The following is a 24,630-nucleotide window of genomic DNA, read 5'->3' as shown; positions in this document are numbered from 1 at the left end:
CCTCCTTTTTATTCTTAGATCAAATTAACCAAATAATTTTTTCATCTTCGCACTTAAGCCGTGGATAAAACGATGTTTCGCATTGGCTTTATCACTGGTTAAGAAGTTAATCTGGATCGATTGACGTTGCCCTTCAAAAGGTACATATCCATGCCAACCATTATCTGTCACCTTAAATGCAACAAGGGTTCCTGGTCCAGCATCAATCTCTGCAACATAGTCATCCATATTCTTTTCATCATTCAAGATACGTAAACGACCTGTCGGCGCATCCCAAGATTCATTTAAATAAATCAAAATGGTCAACAACTTGGTTTTCGAGTCGGAATGGATACGACCATCCTTTTGACGTGAATAACCACGTAATGTGATCATCATCGGATGTTCCATCACATCAACATCAAATTTTTCAGTCAAGATTTGACGAAATTCTTTAGTATCTAACGATTTTAAGAAGCGATCAAAATTAGGTTTAATCTCAACATCTTCGATATTATAGCTACCACCTTGCTGGATTTTTGGAAAATCTTGAATAACAGCTTTTACTTCACTGTCCACAATTGAGTTTTCAACAACAAAGTAAGGATATGGTGAGGTAGAAACTTGCGCTTGTTTTAAAGCATCTAATTTTAAAATTTGTGACATCGCTATGATTCGACTAAATGATCAAACTGTAGCAATTATAGCAAAAATTTGATCAAGATAATGCTTAATCCTGTTTTAGATCTATTTATCAATCAAAGCTTCCTTTAAACCACGGAAATAAAAAAAGCCTCCGAAGAGGCTTTTTTTATTAGATGAGCTTAATCACCTTTATAACCTTTTAACTTTAAACGTGCAGCATGTAACAATGGCTCAGTATAACCCGATGGTTGTTCTGCACCCTTGAAGATCAAGTCAGATGCTGCTTGGAATGCAATACCATCAAAGTTTGGTGCCATTGGTGTATACAGCGGATCATTGGCATTTTGTTGATCAACGATCACCGCCATACGCTTAAGTACTTCTTCAACTTGCGCACGTGTTACGATACCGTGACGTAACCAGTTTGCAACGTGTTGCGAAGAAATACGTAAAGTTGCACGGTCTTCCATTAAGCCAACGTTATTAATGTCTGGCACTTTAGAACAACCAACACCCAAGTCAACCCAACGAACGACATAACCCAAGATTCCTTGACAGTTATTTTCAAGTTCATTGTTTAACTCTTCTGCTGTCCAGTTGGTTTCTGGTGCAAATGGCGGCGTTAACAAGTCATCTAAAGTCAACATGTCTTCAGCAGCCAATACATCTTGACGTGCTTTTACATTGATTTGATGGTAGTGCAATGCATGCAGTACTGCACCTGTTGGTGATGGAACCCATGCACAAGTTGCACCTGCATTTGGATGTGCGGTCTTGGTCGCCAACATATCTTTCATGCTATCTGGTTTTGGCCACATGCCTTTACCAATTTGCGCTTTACCTTGTAAACCACATGCTAAACCGATTGCAACGTTACGGTTTTCGTAAGCAGCAATCCATTTTTGGGTTTTAACCGCCTCTTTACGCACAACTGGCGCAGCTTCCATAGACGTATGGATTTCATCGCCTGTACGGTCCATAAAGCCCGTATTAATGAAAATGGTACGGTCTTTTGCAGCAAAGATACAGTTTTTCAAGTTCACAGAAGTACGACGTTCTTCATCCATGATCCCGATTTTGAGTGATTTAGCAGGCAAACCGATGGCTTGTTCAGCACGCTCAAACAATTCAACCGCAAATGCCACTTCTTCTGGACCATGCATTTTTGGCTTAACGATATACATTGAACCTTTACGCGAGTTTTTGTTCTCGTTTTGACCGCGAATATCAGCAACTGTAAGCAAAGGTGTAACTAAAGCATCCATGATGCCTTCGAACACTTCTTCGCCCTCAACCAAGATCGCAGGGTTTGTCATTAAGTGGCCTACGTTACGAAGCAACATTAATGAACGGCCATGCAATGTTGTTGTACCACCAATCAGATTCTGTACAGTACGGTCTTTGTTTAAGGTACGCGTAATGGTTTTACCATTTTTCTCGATTGACTCTTGTAAGTCACCTTTCATGAGACCTAACCAGTTACGGTAGCCTTCCACTTTTTCTTCAGCATCAACCGCTGCAACCGAATCTTCCAAATCCTGAATCGTAGTTACCGCAGCTTCAAGGGTTAAATCTTTAACGCCAGCAGCATCTGTTTTACCAATTGGGCTATTTGCATCAATTTCGATAATCACATGCAAGCCGTTATTTAATAAAACGATTTCAGTAGGGTTAGCAGCTTCACCATTGAAACCGACAAACTGTGATTCGTGTGCTAAAGTCGTGGTTGAACCATCTTTGAGCGTCACAGCTAAACCATTATTCACCACTGCATATTGAGTTGCATCTGCATGCGAACCTTGTGCCAATGGGAAAGTTTGGTTTAAGAAGTCCTTTGCAAAAGCAATGACTTTATCCCCACGCACTGGGTTATAACCTTTGCCTTTCTCTGCGCCGCCCTCTTCAGAAATAACATCTGTACCATACAGTGCGTCATACAAAGAACCCCAACGTGCATTTGCAGCGTTCAAGCTGTAACGTGCATTACGCACAGGTACAACAAGTTGTGGGCCAGCCAATAATGCAATTTCTTCGTCAACGTTTTCAGTCGTTACCTGAAAGTCAGCAACTTCTGGCTCTAAGTAACCAATTTCAGTTAAGAATGCCTTGTAAGCATTTAATTCAAATTTATTGTTGCGATGCCATTCGTCAATCTTTGCTTGAAGTTCATCACGCTTAGCCAATAATGCTTTGTTTTTTGGGCTAAGGTCGACAACGACTTGCTCGAAGTTTTTCCAGTAAGTTTCACTCTCTAAACCAGTACCTGGTAAAGCTTCATTTTCGATGAAATCGTAAAGTTCTTTAGCAATCGCTAGCTTGCCTTTTTGAATACGTACAGTCATTGTCTTTCCTGATGGTGCTAACTTTTTATAACAAGAATTCTAGTATACTGATTTATACTAGCCTGAATAGTAATATCACATTCCTAAATAGTAAGCATTTTCCCCATTAGAAGTATTGACAAACATATTTTTTTATACTTACCAAAACATCAAATGATGTGTGCTTGTTTTCTAGTTATGCAATATACTCCCTTTTTCAAACTCATCTAGTTATAACAAAATTCGACCAAGAATAAAGCCTTATCCCTATAAGTTTATAAAAAAAGCACTCCGAAGAGTGCCTTTTCATTTATGAAGTTTGTGCGATCTGAATTTGTCGGTGCTCCGAATGCAAATAATCATCAGACTGCATTTCCAATAAACGTGAACGTGTACGTTCAATTTCAAATGCCAATTTCTCACCTTCATAAAGATCAATAATAGAGTCTTCTGAAGTAAGAATCAGTTTTACACCACGGTCATAGAATTCATCGACCAAATAAATAAAGCGGCGAGTTCCTTCGGACAGGAAATCGGTCAAATGCGGAACATTGCTCACCAAAACGGTATTATAGATGTTGGCGATTTCAATAAAGTCTGCGGGACTACGTGGCTTAAAGCATAGCTCTGAAAACTCACACCACAATACATCTTCAGTGTGACCTAAGGTTTCTACCACGCGATTATTGATCATAATCGGTGAGCTAGATTGTGCTTGGGTTTGGGTCAGTGCTTTAAAACGACCAGATAACCACACTTGCGCATCATCCGTTAATGGATATTTAAATAATTGCGCCTGTTTCAATACCCGTAAACGATAATCTACACCTGCATCAACATTTAAAACCGTACAGTTCTTCTTGACCAACTCAATCGTCGGCAGGAAACGATCACGATGAATTCCGTTTTTATATAAACCATCTGGTGCAATATTTGATGTTGCAATCAAAGTGATGCCACGCTCAAAGAGCTTTTGGAACAGATCACTCAAAATCATGGCATCAGTTACATTTGATACGAAAAATTCGTCAAAGCAAATTACAACAGCATCTTTATAAATCTGATCTGCAACCAAATCTAGCGGATTACGTTGACCCGAAAGTTTATTCAACTCTTTATGAACATGTTGCATAAAGTGATGGAAGTGCATCCGCATCTTACGGCGGAATGGTACAGATTCATAAAACTGATCCATCAACCATGTTTTGCCTCGACCTACACCACCCCACATATATACGCCTTTTGGATAGGTTTGACGGCGGAAACGTCGAAACGCTTTCTTCGATGCTTTATAGCGAGTGAGTAACTCTTTCCATACTCGATCCAACTCTTGCACGGCTTGTGCTTGAGCCTCATCTGGCATGAATTGTCCTGAGTCAATTGCTTGAGCATAGCGCTCAGCAGGTGACGTTGGGATATATGCAGTGCTATGTGAGTCTGGTTTAGAATTTGACATAAGGTGTTATTGCAATTTTAATTGATGAAAATTATATCGAACATTCTGTTCAATGGCATTAGATTTTAGGCTTAATTATCATAGAGTTTAAACATCAAAATGTACCATTTTTAATCATTTAATGATTTCGATTATATTGTCTCGGACTCAATCCAAACCATCTTTTAAAAGCATGATTGAAGGCCGCTGGCTCAGAATAACCCAACATTTCGGCGACTTGTTCAATTGAATAGGAACTATTTTCAATGAACTTAATCGCCTTCTGTTTAATCAACTGTTCACGAATTTCCTTATAGCTGGTCTGCATTTGCTGCAATTGATGTCTTAAGGTACGTTCTGGAATACTCAGGGCACAAGCGGTTTCTGCCATCGTGGGTATGACCCCATTTTGCATTTCCAGATAATCCTGCACATATTCAACAATCGTTAATTTGAGCGCCGCACTTTTCTCTAAATGTTGAATATCCTGAAGGCATTTTTCTTCATAAATGCGATACGTCAAAATATCAGCAGATGGAATTTTTGTATTTAGAATTTGTGTATTTTCCAAAATAAAAGCGGCCTGTGCACATCCAAATTTGACATCTTGACCATAATAATCTTGATAAGCAGCAAGCAACCCTAGATCTTTAGGGCGCTGAAATGGCAGTTCAATCTGAATTTTGGGTATATCCAACCCCATCATTTTAAAGATGTCTTGTAAAAACTTATAGGTACCTGAAATTTCACACTGTGCCCTTAATTGGCCTAAATGCATACTGAGATCAATAGGTTGATAAAACAAATAGATCAACTCATTTTCAATCTTTAACTGCAAGCTCCCAAATAGATGGGTTAACTGCTGATATTGAACACCATTGAGTAAGGCACGATGTAGGGTATCACTGGTCACCAGTAGCATCAGGAACGGTCCATAGCCAGCCAATGCATAATGCTGCCCAATGAATAGGCCTTGTTCTGGTGAAATGTCCTGACTAATATGCTGCAAAATATCCCACTCGATTTCATCTGGAATAATTGAACTTGGATCTAAGGCATCGGCGTGTATCCCCATATTTGCTAAACGTGCATCCACATCAATACCGACATGACGCATGCCTTGAATCAAATACATCAACCCGAGGATAGATCTCTTCATAAGTTCGAATGCAATTCTCAAAACTTTAATGTTTTACTATAAAAGCCTCAGCAAATGAATTGCCGAAATGATCAAGTTTTACGTCGATACAATCATATTTAATCTCACGAAAACCGTTAAACTTGCTCAAAACTTAGCGGTGTAGGACACAAACTATGCGTGATGTAAACCAAAATGCGATTCAAAAAACAAAAGTTGCCATTATTGGTGCAGGTTTTGGTGGCTTGGCAATGGCTATTCGCCTGTTACAAAGTCAAATTAATGATTTTGTGATCTTAGAAAAAACCAATGATGTGGGGGGTACATGGCGAGAGAACCAATATCCTGGCGCAGCCTGTGATGTTCAATCGCATATGTACTCACTTTCATTTGCTCCCAAAACAGACTGGTCTAAGCGTTATGCTGAAGCAGATGAAATCTTTACCTATATCCAAGACATCACGGAACAACACAAATTAAAGGACTATTGCAAATTTGAACATGAAGTCACTCGTGCTGAGTTTGATGAAAGCCGAAATATCTGGACCTTAGCCCTGAAAGATCGACCGACAGTTGAAGCACAATTTGTTATTTTTGCCTCAGGTCCACTGCACGTGCCACAAATTCCTCATGTGAAAGGCATTGAAAACTTTAAAGGTAAAGTTTTCCATTCATCACAGTGGGATCATCATTATGACCTAACTGACAAATCTGTTGCATCAATTGGAACTGGCGGCAGTGCGATTCAATATATTCCTGAAATTGCGCCAGAGGTCAAACAACTCTATGTATTGCAACGTACCGCAGCATGGGTGATTCCTCGTGATGAACGTAAATACTCCCAACTGAGCAAATCTTTATTTAAAGCATCAAATATCTACCGTCAGATTCACCGTACCCGCCTGTATTGGACCAATGAATCTCGTGTTGTGCCAATTGTACAACCACAGATCATGAAGTATGGCCAGAAACTGGCTGAAGCCTTTATCCGCTTCCAAGTTAAAGACAAAGAACTGGCGAAAAAACTAACACCTGATTTTGTCATGGGCTGTAAGCGTATTTTAATTTCAAATAAATATTTCCCAACCTTCAACCGTAAAAACGTTGAATTAGTGACAGATGCTATTCAAGAAATCACCGCAAATAGTATCATCACCAAAGATGGCAAAGAACGTCAAATTGACTGTCTGATTTATGGTACAGGTTTTATTACCGACCCTCGTATATACCTAAAACATTTCGATTGCGTTGGCCGTAACGGCATTGAACTCAAGCAAGCATGGAAAGATGGTGCAGAAAGTTACTATGGGATCAGTACCAAAAACTTTCCGAATCTATTCCAGTTACTGGGGCCAAATACCATTCTTGGGCATAACTCAGTGATTTTCATGATTGAATCTCAGGTCAACTATATTCTCCAGTTAATTCAAACGGTAGATAAAACAGGGACTCAAGCAGTTGAAATCAAGCATGACGTTCAAGATCAGTTCAATCAGCGTGTACAAGATCAGCTTAAAGGAACGGTATGGCAAGCGGGTGGATGTAGCAGTTGGTATCAAGCTGCTGATGGTAAAAACTTTTCGTTATGGCCAACCTACACATGGCGATATTGGTTAGAGACTCGTAAAGTCAATGTCGCTGATTATAATTTTATGAGTACTTCAACTGCTGCCAAATCTAATGCTGCATAAAGAGTAAAGCCTATTTAAAAAAGCCCTCGATTCTATGGGGGCTTTTTTATTTCCAAGCGATACAATAACTTATCTCTTGCACTTATCATCTTTTCATTCTTTTATCTTTTCCAACTGAAAACAGTATTGTTAATAAGCAAATACGGAAAAAACCATGCTATGATTTTAACTACCTACCGTTAGGTAGTAAAACTATATCTGTTTGCTTTCTGCACTGGAGTCTAAAACCATATGCAATCTGCTGCTCCAATTTCTAAAATCAGTTGGTCTTTGTTACTACTACTCTCCTTATTCACAGCCTTAGATGCGTTGGCGATTGATATTTATTTGCCTGCGTTTCCACTGCTTGCCGAAAGTTTTGCAACCACAGCTGGACAGATTCAGTTGACACTCTCGGTATTTTTGATTGGCCTTGCAATTGGTCAAGGTATTTATGGTCCTTTATTAGATCGCTTTGGCCGACGCAATCCCTTATTGATTGGAATCGCAATATTTATCTTGGGCTCATTATTGGCTGCCATTGCACCCAGCATTGAATGGTTGTTAGCAGCCCGGTTTTTACAAGCAATCGGTGCCTCTGCCGGTTTGGTTGTTCCAAGAGCAATTATTTCTGATGTCTGTGATGCCAAAACCAGCGCCAAAAATTTTTCTATTCTGATGCAGGTGATGATGATCATTCCAATCATTGCACCATTGTTTGGTAGCTTCATTCTCCGATTCGGATCATGGACTCTCATTTTCTATATATTGGCAATACTCGGTACAATCTTATGGTTATGGGGCAATTACGCTATACCAGAAACCTTAAAACCTGAGTATCGTCAGCCGCTCCAACTCAGCACAATCAGAATTAGCTATCAAACACTCGCTCTCAATCAAAAATTTATGGCCTACACGCTGGCGGGCGGTTCTATCTTGGGCGGCTTTTTTGTTTATTTAAGCCAATCCCCATTTATTTTTATTCAGCATTATCATATTCATAATGAAGGTTTTAGTACTTTATTTGCAGCCAATGCCATCGGATTAATTATTCTTGGGCAAGTTTCGATCATGTTATTAAAGCGTTGGTCTGCACAACAATTACTGATACTGGGCATGTGTATATTTAGCGGTGCCAGTTTGATCTTACTTCTCAGCGTTTCTTTATCTACCTTAAGCTTATGGCAGTATGTTGCACTGTTAGGACTAAGTATCTGGTCTACAGGTTTTATTTTTGGCAATGTAACGGCATTGACCATGCAACAAAGCCCACAACATTTAACAGGTGCGGCTTCATCATTGATGGGTTTATTGCAATATGCCTTGGCTTCGTTGATTGGCTTGATCGTGAGCTTGTTTGAAATTAATATTAGCCTGCTCCCAGCCAGTCTATTCGTTTGCGGAATGATTGCACTCAGCTTATGTATTTATGCTGCACTTAGACAAAGTGACACTTTTTCGACGACGAAAGCAGAATAATAAGTATCGTACTCAGATCAGCAATTGACTACAATCAAGGGCTGATCAAAACATCTAATGTTTTTAGAATGGCATCTAGTCGAAGTCTGAACTTATCTCGTCCTCCGTAGATCAATTCACTTTGTAGTGCATCCACAAAACTCATACAGACCCGAGCCAAGATTGTACTGTCTAATTGATACTTATTTTCTTTCAACACCGACTGTTGTAGTGCCTGTAAAAACACCTGTTCCAATTCAGCCATGAAAACATGCATTGGCTCAATCACCTGATCATATAAGTGTACAGGTGGACTAATTAAAGCATTCATCCAGAACTGAACTCCATAAGAGAGATCAAAGCGTTGTTCAATACTCATGAAGTAAGCGTGTAATTGCTGCTGAATTCCCATACCACCTTGCAAAACTGTTTTGGCATGTCCCAGTTCTTCATCAATCATGATCGGAATCAAGCTTAGATACAGTTCATCTTTATTTTTAAAATGTGCATAAATTGAAGGCTTTTTAATTCCAACATCAGTCGCAATTTCATTTAAGGATGTTGCTGCAAAGCCTTGTTTTGCAAAACGCTCAAAGGCAAATTTTTGAATCTTCGCTGCTGTCACAAATCATTTACCTCTATTTCTTAAAAAAGTATATTTCACTCCATATAATATTCATAGCGACAATGAGCATCCTGAAGTTGATCAACTGTGTTAGGGACTTCTGACGGATATAAATGCACCTTTATTGCAAAACATTCTATATCAAGTGATATATAAATCTACCCAAGTATCAGATTTCCCTGCATAATAAATCAGCACTCTAAACACGCTGATTGTATGACCTCTCTTGTTTTAATCTTCCAAATTTTTATCTGCCTTAGCTTAGGCTATTTTGTTGCACCGCACCTATCTCAGACACTTAAACAATTTGTATTCAAAATCCTGCCTTATTTTTCTTATATTTTATTGGTTAGTGTCGCATTCGAACTGACTCAGGCCTTAAATCATATCCAAAACCCTGCAACCATTTTACCGCCAGCGCTTTTGATTGCATTTACCACTTCAATTGGTTCTTTTTTCATTTGTCTTCTCACCTACAAACTAATAGATCGGCAAAGCATTCAAGGCAAAATTTCATCACATCTTTTTCTAAATGCACTCAAAAATATTGCCAAAGCCTTTTTAGCTTTAGGAGTCGGTATTTTACTGGGCGTATTGATCAAGATTTCGGGCATTCAAATAGCATTTAACAGCTGGTACTTATTGCTGATCTTTATTTTCTTGATCGGGATCGAACTGGCCTTTACTCAATTTGATCGTAGCTGGTTAAGCTGGAAAATCCTAATGGTTCCCGTAGCTGCATTCATCGGCTCTGGTTTAGCCTCAATTCTGAACTATATTCTTTTATCTAATAATTATAACTTTAATGAAGTCATGGCCTTAGCTCAAGGCTATGGTTGGTATTCAATGTCAGGGATTTTATTTACTGAATTGCATTCCGCCAAACTTGGTGGCATTGCACTTTTAACCGACTTGTTTAGAGAAATTTTTGCAATTTTATTGATGTATTGTCTGGGTTGGCGCTTTCCACGCTCTGCAATTTCAAGTGCCGGTGCAACCTCGATGGATGTCACCCTTGCCATGGTGAAACAATCATGTGGCACACATTACGTACCACATGCCATGATGAGTGGCTTGATTCTATCTCTTCTCGCACCACTCTTAATCAGCTTGTTTTTAAATCTAAAATTCTAGACTAAGCCCAACCCAATTAGATTGAAGCCAGAATTGACTTAAGCATCTCAGTTGGGTTGTCCGCTTTGGTAATTGGACGACCAATCACCAAATGGGTTGAACCATCCAGCATAGCTTGTTTTGGTGTCACAATACGTTTTTGATCATCTGCATTTGAGCCTTCAGGGCGAATCCCCGGAGTAACTAAGGCAAACTCCTGTCCTAACAGATCACGTAAAATTTTAGCTTCTTGTGCTGAACATACCACACCATCCAAACCACTCTCTTGAGTAAGTTTCGCCAATCGCTTTACCTGCTCAACAGGTTCAATATCTAATCCGATATCCCGTAAATCTTCACGTCCCATAGAAGTTAAAACAGTAACTGCAATCAACTGTGTTTGATAATTGCCTGCTTTAAGACGCTCGACACAGGTTTCCATCATTTTACGGCCGCCAGATGCATGCACGTTCACCATCCATACCCCAAGATCTGCTGCAGCACATACGGCCTGAGCCGTGGTATTTGGAATATCATGAAATTTTAAATCAAGAAAAACGTCAAAGCCTTTGTCTTGTAAGCTTTTAACAATCGATGGGCCTACATGAGTAAAGAGCTCTTTGCCTACTTTGACACGACAAAGTGACGGATCAAGCTGATCTACGATTGTTAAGGCGTCATATTGGCTTTTTGCGTCTAGCGCAACAATAATACTCACGAATCTAGTTCCATCACATAAAAATCGGCTAATTATAAATTGATTCAGAGCATGAACAAAGCAAGAAAGTTCTCATATTGAAAAAAAGCTTTTCCACTAAGCTGAAATATACCTATCTTTGTTCTGAAATTAAAATTGCTCGCGTATCTGCTTGCAGTGCCTCAAAGATATGTGGCTGATCCGCAGGGTAACAAATATAATCCCCTTCATTCAGCAATACAGGCTCTGAAATTAATCCAACCTTTGCTTGCCCCTTCATAATAATAATATGCTCAATACTACCAATCGGATGTGGCTGACTACAACGCGGCTCACCCGGTTGGGTTGTTAACATATACACATCACGTCTCGCACCTGTTGGGCAATTAGCCAATAGAATAGCTTGATAATGAGCAATTTCAGAAGAAACCGATGGCCCTTCACCAAAACGAATGACCTGAGTTTGTACAATATGGCTTTCCATTAACTTTGCAAATGGAATATCCAAAGCCACACACAAAGCCCATAATGTTTCCAGGCTTGGATTTCCTTGCGCAGCTTCCAGTTGCGACAAGGTTGATTTGGCTATGCCCGCCCGACGCGCGACTTCTGCCAATGACAGCCCTGCTTTCTGTCTCTCTCTCTGCAAACCCTTTGCAACAATTTCAATTGGCAATGCCATAAACCACCATAAAAAACGGTTGTTCGCTTTGACGAACGATATGAATTTAATCTATTATATCGTACGTTCGTTTGATATAGAAAATAAAGATGCAAAATAAAGAGCGCTATAATCTCGTCAAAGCTATCAGTCTCATTTCAATCGCCACAGGTATTGTCGGTCTTTCACTCGGTTCCGTTGCTGCGAGCTTCAATATACCGATTTGGATTCCAATGATGCTCTCTTTAACTGTATTGGCAGGTGCTGCTGAATTTACTTTTGTAGGTATGATTGCGACTGGTGCGAACCCTCTTTTCGCAGCATTGACTGGAATATTCATCAATTTACGCCATCTTCCATTTGGCTTATCTGTTGCTACCTTTATTGAAAAAAATGCATCTCGCTTTATTGCTTGCCATATCATGAATGATGAAAGTGTAATGTTTGGATTAAGCCAGCAAGAAGATGAGAACAAGAAAAAAGCGTATTGGATGTGTGGATTGGGTATTTGTATTCTTTGGCCAATCGGTGTGTTTATTGGTTACATCTTGAGTAAAAGTATTCCAGATATTTATATATTTGGCATTGACGCTGCTTTTCCTGCCATTCTTTTTGCCTTGATTTTACCTATGCTAAGGAACAGAACTACACGGAATCGCGTGTTTCTCGGTACGACATTGTCTTTAACTTCTATTCCTTTGCTCCCTACAGGTTTACCTGTTTTAGTTTCCATGTTCGGTTTATTACTAAAGGGTAAATCCAAATGAAATATAGTGAAACTTATATCTTTGCTGGTATTGTCATACTTGCATTGGGTACCTATTTCATTCGCTATTCAGGCGTTTATTTAGCCAATCGAATGTCGTTTAAAGAGCAGCATAAGCAACTTCTTGCTGATTCTGCTTGTGTACTCCTATTTACCTTAGCTGTTTTCAATACCATTTTTACTGAAACGCATTTTAGCGGTATCAGTAAAATCATCGGGGTTGCTGTTGCCGTTATTTTTGCCTGGAAGAAATACTCACTGATCGTGGTCATCCTTGTCGCAATGCTAATTACCGCAGTCTTGAGATATCTCGGTCTTCCATAAAGCAAAAAAATAGCCCTTTAATCAAAATAAAGGGCTATTTCCTATCCAGTAATCAAATCTTCAAGGATTGATTACTAAAAATATTCTCAATTACAGTGGAGTACGTGTTTGACTCTCAGGATTGATATCCAACACTGTTTTTTCATGTCGTACACTTGCAGCAGCTTCTGCGGCAGCTTGCTGTGCAAGTTGAATTTGCTCTTTACGAAGATGATCAATATCTTTGCGCAATCTCTTAATTTCCCAACTGGTTTGGAAAACGCGGAAAACCTGTACGCCTAGAAGCAAACCAACAACAACACCTAAGACTAACGTCAATAAAAGTAATAACCCCAAACGCATCGCTGGAACTTGAGTAAATAACAAGTCTACTTGTAGCTCAGCCGGGTTTTGAAGTACCAAAGCAAGTGAATAACCAAAAATGGCAACGAGTAATGCAATTAAAACATAACGCATAAATACCTCAATACTTATTCAGCAGATTCGTTTACTGCATCACGAAGTGCCTTACCAGGTTTAAAATGTGGAACTGCTTTTGCGGCAACATCAACTGATTTACCTGTTTTAGGGTTACGACCTAAACGTGGCTCACGGTGATGTAATGCAAAACTACCAAAACCACGAATTTCAATACGATCGCCACTCGAAAGTGCTTCAATCATCTGATCGATCATGATCTTAACTGCGTCTTCAACCAAAGGCTCAGCCAAGTGTGGGTTTTTTAGTGCAATCCGTTCAATTAAATCAGATTTATTAAGTGCTTCAGTAGTCATTGATGACCTCTTTAATTATTGCTACTTTCCAATGTTTTTAATAATAACCTGTTTAAATACAAAACGGTAGCGCAGTACATGATTACTACGCTACCGTTTACAGTATTTTTGTATAAAAAACTACGTCTCAGTTACAAGAAACGTACTTTTTAACAAATTACTTCATTTGAGCTTTAATTAAGTCACCAATAGTCTTAGGACCATTGCTTTCTGCAGCTTGAGTCGCAGCAGCTTGGCGAGCATTGTTCACAGCTTCTTTCTCTTCAGCTTCGTCTTTCGCTTTGATAGACAAGTTGATAGAGCGAGATTTGCGATCAACGTTGATGATCTTCGCTTCAACTTCTTGACCAACTTCTAAGAATTTAGTCGCATCTTCAACGCGGTCACGGTTGATTTCAGAAGCTTTAAGTGTTGCTTCGATGTCATCAGCTAATTTAACTGTAGCACCTTTAGCGTCAACAGCAGTTACAGTACCTTTAACCATAGCACCGCGTTCATTCGCAGCCAAGAAGTCATTGAATGGGTCGCTGTTTAATTGCTTGATACCAAGGCTGATACGGTTGCCTTCAGCGTCAACAGATAAGATAACTGCTTCAACTGTGTCGCCTTTCTTGTAACGACGAATCGCTTCTTCGCCTTGTTCGTTCCAAGAAATATCAGACAAATGTACTAAACCGTCGATACCACCAGATAAACCGATGAAGATACCGAAGTCAGTGATTGACTTGATCGTACCAGAAACTTTTTCGCCTTTTTCATTTGCTTTAGCAAACTCTTCCCATGGGTTAGCACGAGTTTGTTTGATACCCAATGAAATACGACGACGTTCTTCGTCAACTTCAAGAACCATAACATCAACTTCATCACCGATCTGAACAACTTTAGATGGGTGGATGTTTTTGTTAGTGTGGTCCATTTCTGAAACGTGTACTAAACCTTCAACGCCTTCAGCGATTTCAGCGAAGCAACCGTAGTCAGTTAAGTTAGTTACACGTGCTTTAACGATAGAACCTTTAGGGTAACGGCTCATGATCGCTAACCATGGATCTTCGCCTAATTGCTTAAGGCCTAAAGACACACGGTTACGCTCGCGGTCAAATTTAAGTACTTTAACTGTAACTTCTTGACCAACTTCAACAACTTCTGAAGGGTGCTTGATACGCTTCCAAGCCATATCTGTGATATGTAGAAGACCATCAATACCGCCAAGATCAACGAACGCGCCGTAATCAGTAAGGTTCTTGATTGTACCAGTAACTGTTTGACCTTCTTCAAGTTGAGCAAGTAATGCTTCACGGTCAGCTGAAGATTCAGCTTCCATAACTGCACGACGAGATACAACAACGTTGTTACGTTTAGCATCAAGTTTGATTACTTTGAACTCTAACTCTTTACCTTCAAGGTGAGTTGTGTCACGAATAGGACGAGTGTCAACTAAAGAACCTGGTAAGAATGCACGTACAGGACCGATGTCAACAGTGAAACCACCTTTAACCTTACCAGAGATAACACCAGTAACGATTTCGCCGTCTTCAAAGATTTTCTCAAGTTTAGTCCAAGTTTCAGCACGCTTCGCTTTTTCACGTGATAAAACTGTTTGACCCATACCGTTGTCAAGCGCTTCAACAACTACGTCAACAGTATCGCCAACTTGAACTTCAAGTTCACGTTGTTCATTTAAAAATTCAGCACGGTCAACAACGCCTTCAGATTTAAGGCCAGTGTCAACAGTAACCCAGTCAGAATCGATACTGACAACAGTACCTTGGATGACTGCACCCTTTTCAACGTTGAGGTTTAATTCACTTTCTTCAAAGAGGGCTGCAAAAGATTCGGTCATGATATACCTGATAAAGTCCGCGGTCTTGGATCAGACAAGGCCGGTTTAGTTAAGTTGTTACATTGTCCAAAAAATCTGATCAAGCAATGCTTCAACTGATAAAAAATTGTGTATCTATTTTATACGGCTATTGATATAGTCAACCATCAGCTGAAACACTTCATTGATGCCTATTGTAGAACTATCAATGATATACGCATCCTCAGCGGGCTTGAGCGGAGCAACTGTACGCTCCATATCTCTTTTATCTCTAGCCTGTATGTTAGATAAAATGTCGCTTATTTTAGCATCAAGCCCCATACCCTGCAACTGTTTTACGCGCCTCTCTGCACGAGACTCAGCTGATGCCGTTAAGTAAATTTTCGCTTGAGCCTCTGGAAAGATCGATGTAGCCATGTCTCTGCCATCAGCAACCAGCCCTGGTGCTTGAATAAATGCACGTTGACGTGCGAATAATGCTTTTCTTAAAGCAGGGACAGTTGCAACTTTAGAGGCATACTCTCCAACCTGTTCAGTACGAATGGTATTGCTCACATCCACACCATCAAGCAAGACCTGTGTCGCCGCCTCGGTCGTTTTAAATTCGATATCCAAATTTGTTGCATATTCGACACATTGGTCTAAATTCACGTCAATTTGGTCAAGCAAACCACGTTGAAACAATGACAGCCCAAGTAAACGATATAACGCACCTGAATCCAATAAATTAAATTGGTAATGTGCTGCAATTTTAGCGGCCAGCGTACCTTTACCTGAACCGCTTGGACCATCAATCGTAATAATATGAACTGTCATTCCCATCTCTTATAAAGCAACTGATTTGGCTAATTTTGAAAAGCCTAGTGTAATGGCTGCTTTCAGTTGTGCAAGAACTAATTTACTCACCAACGGTGCTTTTGCCGTAAATTCAATCTTATATGTGACCAAAGTGATAAAAGGTGTAATTTCTTTAAACTCAATTTGACCCAGATGATGCTTCACCAACGGGTTGTTAATTAGCTTATATTCAATCCGTTTATTTTCTTCCAGTAAGGTAATTTCTTCCTGTAATGGCTTGATTGGACCAAATCCCATGCGGCGAATCGAGCCAACACCATCAGGACGTTTCGGGTCAGTTGAGTCCTTCACACGGACAACCTGCAAAGGTGCAAATGCCTTGTTATACGTGGCATGTTTTGACAGCAGGTCGAAAACTTCAGAGATCGGTGCATTAAATTCTTTTTTTACAGTAATTGCATTACGCATAACATCGCCTTTTTATATGACCCAACATCTTGGGAGGCTTAGTTTGCCATACTATAAGTGACATTTTTAATCATTTAGGGACGTTTTTGACAACCGGATTCTCTTCTTTTCATCCCGCCTTTGCTTAAAAAAATCACTCAACTGTTGCGAGCATTGTGCTTGTAGACAACCCTGCTCAAAGGCAAATTTGTGATTGTAATAGCCACTATCGAGTAATGCTCTTGCACTGACTAATGAACCTGCTTTCGGTTCTGTTGTAGCAAATACCACTCGCTGCACACGTGCATGCACTAACGCCCCAACACACATGGTACAAGGTTCAAGGGTGACATAAAGCGTAGTATCGTCTGGCAAACGATAGTTATTTAATGCCTGACAGGCTGAACGCAGTGCTTGAATTTCAGCATGTGCGGTTGGATCAGAAAGTGTAATCGGAGCATTGTATCCCGCTCCAATCATCCGTCCATGGCTCACTAAAACGGCCCCCACAGGAATTTCACCTTGAGCTGCGGCCAATGCAGCCTGCTCATAGGCAAGCTGCATCCAGTATTCATCATTACAATTTTCAGAACTCATAAGACTCAGGCAATCACACCATAGTGCTTTAATAGCGCATTCCAGCTTTCAATATTGGTCACAGGAGCACAATCCCCCAAGATACCTTTTAAGCTGAGTTGCTCTGTTGCTTGCCACTCTGGAGATAAGTCCTTATCCACTAAACGGGCACGCACCCCTTCAACAAAGTCAGGATGACGGATTTTCCAATCAGAGATTTGCGCTTCCAGTGCAAAAACTTCATCCCAGGCATGACCTTGTTTGCCCCACTGCCATAACAACCAAGTAATCGCTGCTGTACTCGGTGAGCCTTTCTGCAAGTTTTCACTGGCTTGACGCAACCAGTCACTACTTGCATCACTCAAACCAATAATCGACTGGTAGTCATATTCAAAGCTTTGTCCACGACATACGCTATGAATCACATCAATCGAATTTTGTAATGGACCCGATGCTACAGGACGATGCAAACTATTTAAGGTGTCGTCAATTGCTCTAAATGCGCCTGCTGGATAATGGTTCCAGTCCACATTTAATACCTTTTGCAAGACATTATCACGTTGCGCTTCACAAATATGCGTTGCCCAACCAATGCTAAATGCACCCGCAGCCGTCATGATTGAACCCGTCAATCCTGTAAACAAGCCAATTTGTCCTCGATCCGCCAAGAAGCGACTCGCACCGACATCCGGGTATAAACCAATATTAATTTCTGGCATAGCCAAACGTGAATAAGGCGTGACCAAGCGGAAGGGTGCGGCCATAAACAGACCTAGCCCACCACCCATGACATAACCCTCACCCCAAACCACGATCGGTTTAGCATAATTATGTAACAGCAAATCAAGCGCATATTCTTGCTGGAAGAATTGATTGGCTGCGTCAACTTCCTGATTAATAACTAATTGACGTAATTTACGAACATCTCCACCAGCACAAAATGCTTTAGGCGTAGTGGAATCAAACCAAATGGCTTTAACTGTTTCATCGACATGAAAATCTTGGAAAACCTGAAGCAATGCAGTGACGATTGGTTCATCCAGTGCATGCAAAGATTTAGGGCGGTTCAGACGAATGATTCGCCAACCATTTTTTGCGTGTTCAATAACTAAATCTGGATGATAGCTATTTAAATCAGGAGAAGTCATTATGCGTCCAATTGCCAGTCTATAGGCTCAATGCCATGTTGTTTCAAATAATGATTAGTTTTAGAAAACACTTTACAGCCAAAAAAACCACCACGATTCGCAGCTAGGGGTGATGGATGTGCTGCGCTAAGAACCAGATGTTTATTACGATCAATACGTTGGCCTTTACGCTGCGCATAAGCACCCCATAAAATAAACACCACATGTTCACGCTGTTCATTCAATACATCAATGACTGCATCGGTGAAATCTTCCCACCCGCGTTTCTGATGAGAAGTTGGTTGACCCGCTTCTACCGTGAGTACACTATTAAGTAATAACACACCTTGTGCCGCCCATTTACTCAAGTCACCATGACGTGAAATCGGTACAGCCAAATCCGTATTTAATTCGTGAAAAATATTACGCAAAGATGGCGGTAATGCAACCCCTCTTTGTACAGAGAAACTTAAACCATTGGCCTGATTTGGACCGTGATACGGGTCTTGCCCTAAAATCACGACCTTTACTCCACAAAGCGGCGTTGTATTCAGTGCATTAAAAATCTGTTTACTTGGTGGATAAATTGTTTTTTGGGCAAGCTTTTCTTGTTGTAAAAACTCACGCAAGTCATCCATCTTCTGGCTAAGTAAAAACTCTGATAATGAGATTTTCCAAGACTCGTCCAACTGAACTTTACTTAATTTGTCCTGCTGCTGTTCAGTAATTTCCATCCATATTCCTTGAAAAATATTCACTCAATAAAGTGAAGAAAGCACTCAAATATTAACTTGTAATTCTACGTTTGGATTTTGGAATTTGATTCCATTTTTCAGATTTTCGTACATTTGAATGTCACTCCACTCGGCTTGTACCTGTTCTGAAAATACAATTTGGTCCAGACTTAATGCACCCATTTGCGCATTGTCAATATCTTCCTGAAAGCTCTGTGCATAACCCGTATCCGTTTCATGCACAATAACAGAATAAACCTGCACATCACCCTCACCATTCTGAGTTGTGGTTGAATTCAAGACCTGCTGAGCAAGATAGAAGAAGATACGGGAAAATTGTTCGGCTGAGGGTGAAACAGGCAACGCAATCCAACGTGCGCTGAATGTTTTACATGCATCAATATATGCAGGATCATCTTTCTGCCAAAAACAGATCGCATGATCAAAACTATCAAATAACTCTTTGATCACGCCTTTTAACAAACCGAAGTCATAGACCATTTGCCCATGATCCAACTTTGACGCTTTTAATAATAATTCAACTTTATAGCTATGCCCATGAATCGAGCGCTTACAACGATCCGATGTACAGTTCCGTACAATATGAGCATTTTCAAACTTAAATAATTTACGAATTAACATGCACCAAGCTAATCTTTTATCTGCAAACGGATTTTATTATAAAACAAAAAAAGCGGCATTGGGATTGATTTTAAACCTTGTCACCATTTGATAAACCAATCTTTAAATTACTCAAATGGTGACAAACTTCTAGAGTAAACAAATACTTGTTTGTCTTTTCTCATTAATGAACTGGTAAATTGGCGTTTTCGTTCGCTTAAAACAACTTCGATTTGTGCGGTAAAATAGTTTGACTTGCTATCTAGCAACGTAGCTGCATCTGTTTTGCTTTGTTCGTCTATGCCAGAAAATGCACTTAGCTTCCATAGATCATCGACGTTATTGAAGTAGCTTAAGTCAGCCTGCTTACGTTTCAACTCTTGCTCCACCGCTTTTACATCTACTTTTGAGTCAATACTGGCCAGCAACAACGCAGAAGCAGTATTCATATTGACCTTGGTTCTCTCTGGCAAAGCAGTCACATAAGGCTTAATCAAATCATAATTTTTACCTTCAAAGCCTCTCACCAACTTTAATTCCTCAACACTATGAAATTTTGTATTTGGTACTAAATAAGCAGGATCTAACCCCTGATAATAACTACTCTCAGCCCCCATTGCACCTGCTACCTCATCATTGGTATCTTGCCAATCGATTACAGCCTGACTGAGTTCCGCAGGTAAACCAACTCGTTGCAGCAACTTTTCAAACCAACGTCGAGCCGAGTCATCCACCTGATTACCGTCTGCTTTAACCAAATTATTGAGATTAAATTTCCCCGACTCATCAGTTAAACGTCCTGACACAAAGCCATCTTCTACTGGAAATGGGGGCATGGGCTTAGCCCAATTTTCCTGTAAATGATCAATCGCACCACCATTATCACTGTCTTGAATGAGCAACTCAGAGAAGAAAGCTTCTGCACTTTTTGCATATAATAAAGATTGATTTTGACGCATCAAATACCCCGTATTTTCCGAGGTATTGGTTTGTCGTTTCGCGATAGTCGCTGCTAAAATTGTCGCTAAAGCTACCATCACCAGAATGGTCAATAAGGCGACACCATGCTGAGATGCCCCAAATCCATGAGACTTTTTACTGACGCGTTCTTTTATCTTAATCATTGTGATGGAAGCTCGGTATGATTAGATGAATTTGATCCATCTTTATTCGGTGGGTTTATTCCCCCATTTGTATTTGAGTTCCCTAGGTATTGTGAATAAACTTGCGTATTTAACAGGCTAAAGATCCATTCATAATCAGTACCAGCAACGGTCAGCTGTATTTTCAAACCCAAGGGTAATTTCTTGAGCTCGGCTATATTGTTTGGATCACTATTTTCTGGCCATTGAGTTAGCTCTTGAGGATTCAGAACCATCACTTTAAATTGATCAACATTCTCCAATAAGGTACTTGAGACTGGCTGTACACGATTTGGAATATTAAGATTTGAATATTTCAGTCGATATACTTTCTTTTGTGTAGAGTCATATCGATATTCAATACGTTCATAAGGTGATAGTCCCTGTTTCAATGGGTCAGAAACACCTGCTTTGCTAAAAGCAAAATATTGATTATTCAACACAATAGCAGCCTGTAACTGTCGACCATCATTTGCAGTCAATGGAATAATCTGCAAGCTGTCTCTTAAAACCTGCTGATAAGCATCTTGCAAGGCAAATAAATGCATTTCATGCTCTGCATTTCTATCTTTTACTTTTAATAGATAATCAAATACCTTCCACCCCAACATGGAAAGTACAGCAAAGATTGCGATTGCAACCAGCAATTCCACTAAGGTAAATCCTGACTGAGGTGAAGAACGATTGAAAGCAGGCCTAGATCGCTTTGCAAGAAAGCCACGCTTAGCCCGAATCCAAGTTGAAAAGCGATGCTCGAAATTATATGTCATTGTGTTCTAGCCTTTGCTGGATAGTTAAAGAACACAAGATTAGTAACACCCGCTTCAACCTTCCCTTGTTCATTATTAAATAAACTGACTTGTAACTCGATGCGTTGTATCTTCGGGCTAATGGTAGATTGTGCTTTTTTGTCAATTTGCCACGTTTCGCCTTGCGAAGTCACTTGCTTGGATTGTGTCCCGTCCAGCCATTCCTGATTGATTTCCATCCTTGCCACTTCATTCATTGCGACAAATTGTGCCTTTGTCCTTAAGATTGCATTTGCTGTCGATTGCGTATATTGCATCGCGACTTTCGTTAACGCGATGGCAGCCACGGCAAAAATCGCCAAAGCCACCATTACTTCGAGTAAGGTAAATCCTGAGCGAGGGTTAGTCAAACAACGTTTCACTCGAGCGCAAGACGAAGAGCTATGCTCGAAGTGAGCACGATTAAATCGAGCACCGCTCGGCCCTGCTGCAAGGCGAGAAGCTATGCTTCGAGTATAGAGGTTAGTGAAACAACGTTTCACCCTGAGAAGCGCAGCTTCGCAAGAAGACGGAGAGCTATCATCTGAATCTTTAATTTTCATCTATTTTACCCAAATGATCTAGCTCTAACTCATGGCCAATTGGTTGTTGCTCATAATAGAACTGAATCCGAACTGGCTTCACTTCACCATTGCCGAACCAAATTAGTTGTGGTGTTTTACCACCCAATAAATCTTCATTTTTCGCTTTGCTATAGTTTGCCGTGTCTAAGCTTTGAATACTGAAAGAAACACGATCTGGTAACTGTCGGGTTTTAAATTCTTTATAGAGCCGCCAAGTACGATCTGCCTGTTGAATCTGCTCCCGACTCTGATCGTGATATTCAAACAGGTTATAACTAAATGGGGCAACATCTGTAGCATTTTGAGTGTTTAAGGCAAAAACTTTGGCCTGATCTGTCGCTTCTTTATTAATTTTTTTGAGATCAAGAATAAACATTTCCCTAGCTTGCATTGCTCGACGTTGATCCACTCCACCGATATTTAACACCACCAAAGATGCCATAATCGTCATAATGACAATCACCACCATGACCTCAATCAGAGTAAAGGCTTTTTGTAATCGCAGTGATGATCTCATCGTCTTTTCAACTAAGGTAAAGCAGATTCAAGTAACTTGGGTAATGCGAGTGCCTGTTCAATATAAGCAACACGCAATGTGTCTCGCGATCCAATGTAACGTTGATAAAAACTCGAATTCAAAATTACAGCCGCGCCATAGGTCAACGACCAAATGGAGGCGAGATAATCACGTGTGGTCATGGTGCTATTGATGTCCAACAAGTAACTCTCAGTCATTCGAATGATGATACGTAAACGTTGTCGACGCACTTTATATAGTTCACTAAACAGCAACTGAATGCCCTGACCCGTTGTTGAAAGACGTTCTTCGATTTGGTGAAATAAAGCGGTACGCTCAGGATGATGCAAATGATGCAGCATAAAAAAAGCCAAATGTTCTGGAAAAGCTTTTTCAGTATCTTGAATCATTTCAAGTAACATGCGCTCATTGCGAATAATCAGCAGCATATATAATTCGTCTTTACTTTGAAAATGTTTGTATAAGGTCCCTTTTGCAAGATCTAGTTCCGCTGCTAAGGCATCTAGTGTCATGCCCGCTTCACCATTTTCTAATAGGAGTTGCTCCGCGATTTGAAAAATTAATACTTCTCGTGCTCTGAACTGAGCTTGCCGATCCATTTTCACGTAATAACTCTCTTTCCTAATACAACAAAACCGTTTATTTCAAATTTAAGAGATTCTCAAAATTTTGTGTTGTAATCCTGCCAATCTCTTCAACCGATTTATCATATACATCACTTAATGCTTTTGCTACAAAAGGAACGTATTTCGGTTCATTGGTTTTACCACGGTATGGAACGGGTGCCAAATAAGGACTATCCGTTTCAATCAGTAACCGATCAAGTGGCACCTGTTTCGCAACATCCCGCAAGTCTTGTGCATTTTTGAATGAGACAATTCCTGAAAAGGAAATATAATAACCACAATCCAGAACAGCTTTGGCAGTTTCCCAATCTTCAGTAAAGCAGTGCAGAATACCATGTGTAGAGTGTTCCGCCCGAATAATATCGACTGTATCGTGTTTCGCTGCTCGGGTATGCACCACTACAGGCTTTTTGACAATTTTCGACGCTTCAATATGGCGTGCGAAGCAACGTTTTTGCTCAGCCACGAAATCAGTACTATGGTAATAGTCCAACCCCGTTTCCCCCAATGCCCAGACTTTATCTGATTGTGCAAGCTTCACAAGATAGTCGGTTGTTGCACGCGCCATAATCTGCTCATCTTCACAAGGATGCACACCGACTGAGTAACCAACATCATCATGTCTTGCCGCAATGTCTGCCAATTTAACATGATCATCCAAATCGACTGAAATCCCCATGAACTTGGAAACACCTGCAAGCCGAGCTTGCTCCAGTGCCTGATCTAAATCACCGTTATAAGGTGTCAGATCCAACATGGTTAAATGGCAATGCGTATCAACAAACACTCTTTTTTCCTATTCTCTTAACAACTACATCGTATAGCTTGGACGATCCAAGCCTTTCATACCAGCAAGAAGCTTTTCAGCTTCATTTTTATAATACACACCTTTTTCACCAACCAACTGAATTGCAAAGCCTTGTGGCTTAAAATGGGTTTGTTTATGTGAAATCCAGATCACTTTTCCTGTGAGAGGAATCTTTTGTGATTGCTCAGGCAACGTTGCCAATACAAACACTTCTTGTCCCATTTTAACTGCCTGTTTGGTCGGTACAAATAACCCCCCTCCCGATACAAAAGGCATATAGCTAGATTGCAATGTAGATTTGTCAGTAATATTAACCTGTATAATTCCGCCCATCATTTGTGGTTGCATAACATTCCCCTGTCAAACACTCAATTAATTAAAACATTAATAATTTTATACCATTGATAAATCTAAATA

Annotated in this window: 28 protein-coding genes; 5 read left to right on the top strand and 23 right to left on the bottom strand. The window is 40.2% G+C overall.

The window, feature by feature from the left end; genetic code table 11:
• Positions 1 to 24: 24 nt before the first annotated feature.
• The 4 genes from Aba26S_RS01055 to Aba26S_RS01040 all read right to left on the bottom strand — a co-directional run bounded on the left by Aba26S_RS01055 (position 25) and on the right by Aba26S_RS01040 (position 5,539).
• A complete protein-coding gene (locus Aba26S_RS01055) occupies positions 25 to 645 on the bottom strand; it encodes a 2OG-Fe(II) oxygenase (RefSeq protein ID WP_005241851.1) in 621 nt (206 codons plus the stop codon).
• 158 nt (positions 646 to 803) lie between these two features.
• Positions 804 to 2,966, bottom strand: a complete 2,163-nt coding sequence (locus Aba26S_RS01050; RefSeq protein WP_043969789.1) for a malate synthase G — start codon at positions 2,964 to 2,966, stop codon at positions 804 to 806.
• Positions 2,967 to 3,255: 289 nt separating this feature from the next.
• Positions 3,256 to 4,401, bottom strand: a complete 1,146-nt coding sequence (gene zapE, locus Aba26S_RS01045; protein WP_043969788.1) for a cell division protein ZapE — start codon at positions 4,399 to 4,401, stop codon at positions 3,256 to 3,258.
• A 118-nt stretch (positions 4,402 to 4,519) separates the two neighbouring features.
• Entirely contained in the window at positions 4,520 to 5,539 is a 1,020-nt protein-coding gene (locus Aba26S_RS01040; RefSeq protein WP_043969787.1) for an AraC family transcriptional regulator, read from the bottom strand.
• Between the two features lie 155 nt (positions 5,540 to 5,694).
• On the opposite strand from Aba26S_RS01040, the gene Aba26S_RS01035 reads away from it, so the two are divergent.
• Positions 5,695 to 7,209 carry an NAD(P)/FAD-dependent oxidoreductase gene (locus tag Aba26S_RS01035; protein ID WP_043969786.1) on the top strand — a complete coding sequence of 505 codons (1,515 nt, stop codon included), beginning with the start codon at positions 5,695 to 5,697 and terminating at the stop codon, positions 7,207 to 7,209.
• Positions 7,210 to 7,440: 231 nt separating this feature from the next.
• Positions 7,441 to 8,667, top strand: coding sequence for a multidrug effflux MFS transporter (locus tag Aba26S_RS01030; protein ID WP_043969785.1), 1,227 nt, complete (start codon positions 7,441 to 7,443; stop codon positions 8,665 to 8,667).
• Positions 8,668 to 8,701: 34 nt separating this feature from the next.
• Here Aba26S_RS01030 and Aba26S_RS01025 read toward each other — a convergent pair whose 3' ends face one another.
• Positions 8,702 to 9,271, bottom strand: a complete 570-nt coding sequence (locus tag Aba26S_RS01025; protein ID WP_005241858.1) for a TetR/AcrR family transcriptional regulator — start codon at positions 9,269 to 9,271, stop codon at positions 8,702 to 8,704.
• Positions 9,272 to 9,487: 216 nt separating this feature from the next.
• On the opposite strand from Aba26S_RS01025, the gene Aba26S_RS01020 reads away from it, so the two are divergent.
• Complete coding sequence (locus Aba26S_RS01020; RefSeq protein ID WP_005241859.1) at positions 9,488 to 10,405, top strand: lysine exporter LysO family protein; 918 nt, start codon at positions 9,488 to 9,490, stop codon at positions 10,403 to 10,405.
• A gap of 16 nt (positions 10,406 to 10,421) precedes the next feature.
• Here Aba26S_RS01020 and pyrF read toward each other — a convergent pair whose 3' ends face one another.
• On the bottom strand, positions 10,422 to 11,102 hold the full coding sequence (pyrF, locus tag Aba26S_RS01015) for an orotidine-5'-phosphate decarboxylase (RefSeq protein WP_043969784.1): 681 nt from the start codon (positions 11,100 to 11,102) through the stop codon (positions 10,422 to 10,424).
• A gap of 112 nt (positions 11,103 to 11,214) precedes the next feature.
• Positions 11,215 to 11,763: a helix-turn-helix domain-containing protein gene (locus Aba26S_RS01010; protein ID WP_043969783.1), complete on the bottom strand. Its 549-nt coding sequence runs from the start codon at positions 11,761 to 11,763 to the stop codon at positions 11,215 to 11,217.
• Positions 11,764 to 11,852: 89 nt separating this feature from the next.
• Here Aba26S_RS01010 and Aba26S_RS01005 point away from each other — a divergent pair, with 89 nt between their 5' ends.
• Together Aba26S_RS01005 and Aba26S_RS01000 are read left to right on the top strand one after the other, a co-directional pair.
• Positions 11,853 to 12,509, top strand: coding sequence for an AzlC family ABC transporter permease (locus Aba26S_RS01005; RefSeq protein ID WP_043969782.1), 657 nt, complete (start codon positions 11,853 to 11,855; stop codon positions 12,507 to 12,509).
• A complete protein-coding gene (locus tag Aba26S_RS01000) occupies positions 12,506 to 12,832 on the top strand; it encodes an AzlD domain-containing protein (RefSeq protein ID WP_005241869.1) in 327 nt (108 codons plus the stop codon). The genes Aba26S_RS01005 and Aba26S_RS01000 overlap by 4 nt, the downstream gene beginning before the upstream one ends.
• 90 nt (positions 12,833 to 12,922) lie before the next feature.
• On the opposite strand, the gene Aba26S_RS00995 is transcribed toward Aba26S_RS01000, so the two are convergent.
• The 16 genes from Aba26S_RS00995 to Aba26S_RS00920 form a co-directional block, all read right to left on the bottom strand.
• The gene (locus Aba26S_RS00995; RefSeq protein ID WP_004653853.1) at positions 12,923 to 13,288 is read right to left on the bottom strand and encodes a lipopolysaccharide assembly protein LapA domain-containing protein; all 366 of its coding nucleotides are present in this window, start codon (positions 13,286 to 13,288) and stop codon (positions 12,923 to 12,925) included.
• Between the two features lie 14 nt (positions 13,289 to 13,302).
• On the bottom strand, positions 13,303 to 13,605 hold the full coding sequence (locus Aba26S_RS00990; protein ID WP_004653854.1) for an integration host factor subunit beta: 303 nt from the start codon (positions 13,603 to 13,605) through the stop codon (positions 13,303 to 13,305).
• 157 nt (positions 13,606 to 13,762) lie between these two features.
• Positions 13,763 to 15,445, bottom strand: a complete 1,683-nt coding sequence (rpsA, locus tag Aba26S_RS00985) for a 30S ribosomal protein S1 (RefSeq protein WP_005241870.1) — start codon at positions 15,443 to 15,445, stop codon at positions 13,763 to 13,765.
• 114 nt (positions 15,446 to 15,559) lie between these two features.
• On the bottom strand, positions 15,560 to 16,240 hold the full coding sequence (cmk, locus tag Aba26S_RS00980; RefSeq protein WP_043969781.1) for a (d)CMP kinase: 681 nt from the start codon (positions 16,238 to 16,240) through the stop codon (positions 15,560 to 15,562).
• A gap of 9 nt (positions 16,241 to 16,249) precedes the next feature.
• Entirely contained in the window at positions 16,250 to 16,690 is a 441-nt protein-coding gene (locus tag Aba26S_RS00975; RefSeq protein ID WP_043969780.1) for an SRPBCC family protein, read from the bottom strand.
• Positions 16,691 to 16,756: 66 nt separating this feature from the next.
• Positions 16,757 to 17,266, bottom strand: a complete 510-nt coding sequence (tadA, locus tag Aba26S_RS00970) for a tRNA adenosine(34) deaminase TadA (RefSeq protein ID WP_043969779.1) — start codon at positions 17,264 to 17,266, stop codon at positions 16,757 to 16,759.
• Positions 17,267 to 17,271: 5 nt separating this feature from the next.
• Entirely contained in the window at positions 17,272 to 18,396 is a 1,125-nt protein-coding gene (locus Aba26S_RS00965; RefSeq protein ID WP_171067835.1) for an enoyl-CoA hydratase/isomerase family protein, read from the bottom strand.
• A complete protein-coding gene (gene ung / locus Aba26S_RS00960) occupies positions 18,393 to 19,106 on the bottom strand; it encodes a uracil-DNA glycosylase (RefSeq protein ID WP_005241875.1) in 714 nt (237 codons plus the stop codon). The genes Aba26S_RS00965 and ung overlap by 4 nt, the downstream gene beginning before the upstream one ends.
• 45 nt (positions 19,107 to 19,151) lie before the next feature.
• A complete protein-coding gene (locus Aba26S_RS00955) occupies positions 19,152 to 19,748 on the bottom strand; it encodes a 6-carboxytetrahydropterin synthase (RefSeq protein WP_005241876.1) in 597 nt (198 codons plus the stop codon).
• 107 nt (positions 19,749 to 19,855) lie between these two features.
• Positions 19,856 to 20,851, bottom strand: a complete 996-nt coding sequence (gene gspK, locus Aba26S_RS00950; protein WP_043969778.1) for a type II secretion system minor pseudopilin GspK — start codon at positions 20,849 to 20,851, stop codon at positions 19,856 to 19,858.
• Positions 20,848 to 21,639, bottom strand: coding sequence for a type II secretion system minor pseudopilin GspJ (gene gspJ / locus Aba26S_RS00945; RefSeq protein ID WP_043969777.1), 792 nt, complete (start codon positions 21,637 to 21,639; stop codon positions 20,848 to 20,850). Before gspJ ends, gspK begins: the two co-directional genes overlap by 4 nt.
• Positions 21,636 to 22,028, bottom strand: a complete 393-nt coding sequence (gene gspI, locus Aba26S_RS21290) for a type II secretion system minor pseudopilin GspI (RefSeq protein WP_227541479.1) — start codon at positions 22,026 to 22,028, stop codon at positions 21,636 to 21,638. The genes gspJ and gspI overlap by 4 nt, the downstream gene beginning before the upstream one ends.
• A 181-nt stretch (positions 22,029 to 22,209) precedes the next feature.
• Positions 22,210 to 22,758, bottom strand: coding sequence for a Tfp pilus assembly protein FimT/FimU (locus Aba26S_RS00935; RefSeq protein WP_043969775.1), 549 nt, complete (start codon positions 22,756 to 22,758; stop codon positions 22,210 to 22,212).
• Between the two features lie 11 nt (positions 22,759 to 22,769).
• Positions 22,770 to 23,378, bottom strand: a complete 609-nt coding sequence (locus Aba26S_RS00930; RefSeq protein ID WP_004757931.1) for a TetR/AcrR family transcriptional regulator — start codon at positions 23,376 to 23,378, stop codon at positions 22,770 to 22,772.
• A 40-nt stretch (positions 23,379 to 23,418) separates the two neighbouring features.
• Positions 23,419 to 24,192, bottom strand: a complete 774-nt coding sequence (locus tag Aba26S_RS00925; protein ID WP_005241885.1) for a TatD family hydrolase — start codon at positions 24,190 to 24,192, stop codon at positions 23,419 to 23,421.
• 24 nt (positions 24,193 to 24,216) lie between these two features.
• Complete coding sequence (locus Aba26S_RS00920) at positions 24,217 to 24,561, bottom strand: PilZ domain-containing protein (RefSeq protein ID WP_005241886.1); 345 nt, start codon at positions 24,559 to 24,561, stop codon at positions 24,217 to 24,219.
• Between the last annotated feature and the right edge of the window lie 69 nt (positions 24,562 to 24,630).

Source organism: Acinetobacter sp. NBRC 110496 (assembly GCF_000876115.1).
GTDB lineage: Bacteria > Pseudomonadota > Gammaproteobacteria > Pseudomonadales > Moraxellaceae > Acinetobacter.
This window is presented reverse-complemented; position numbering and strand designations above follow the sequence as displayed.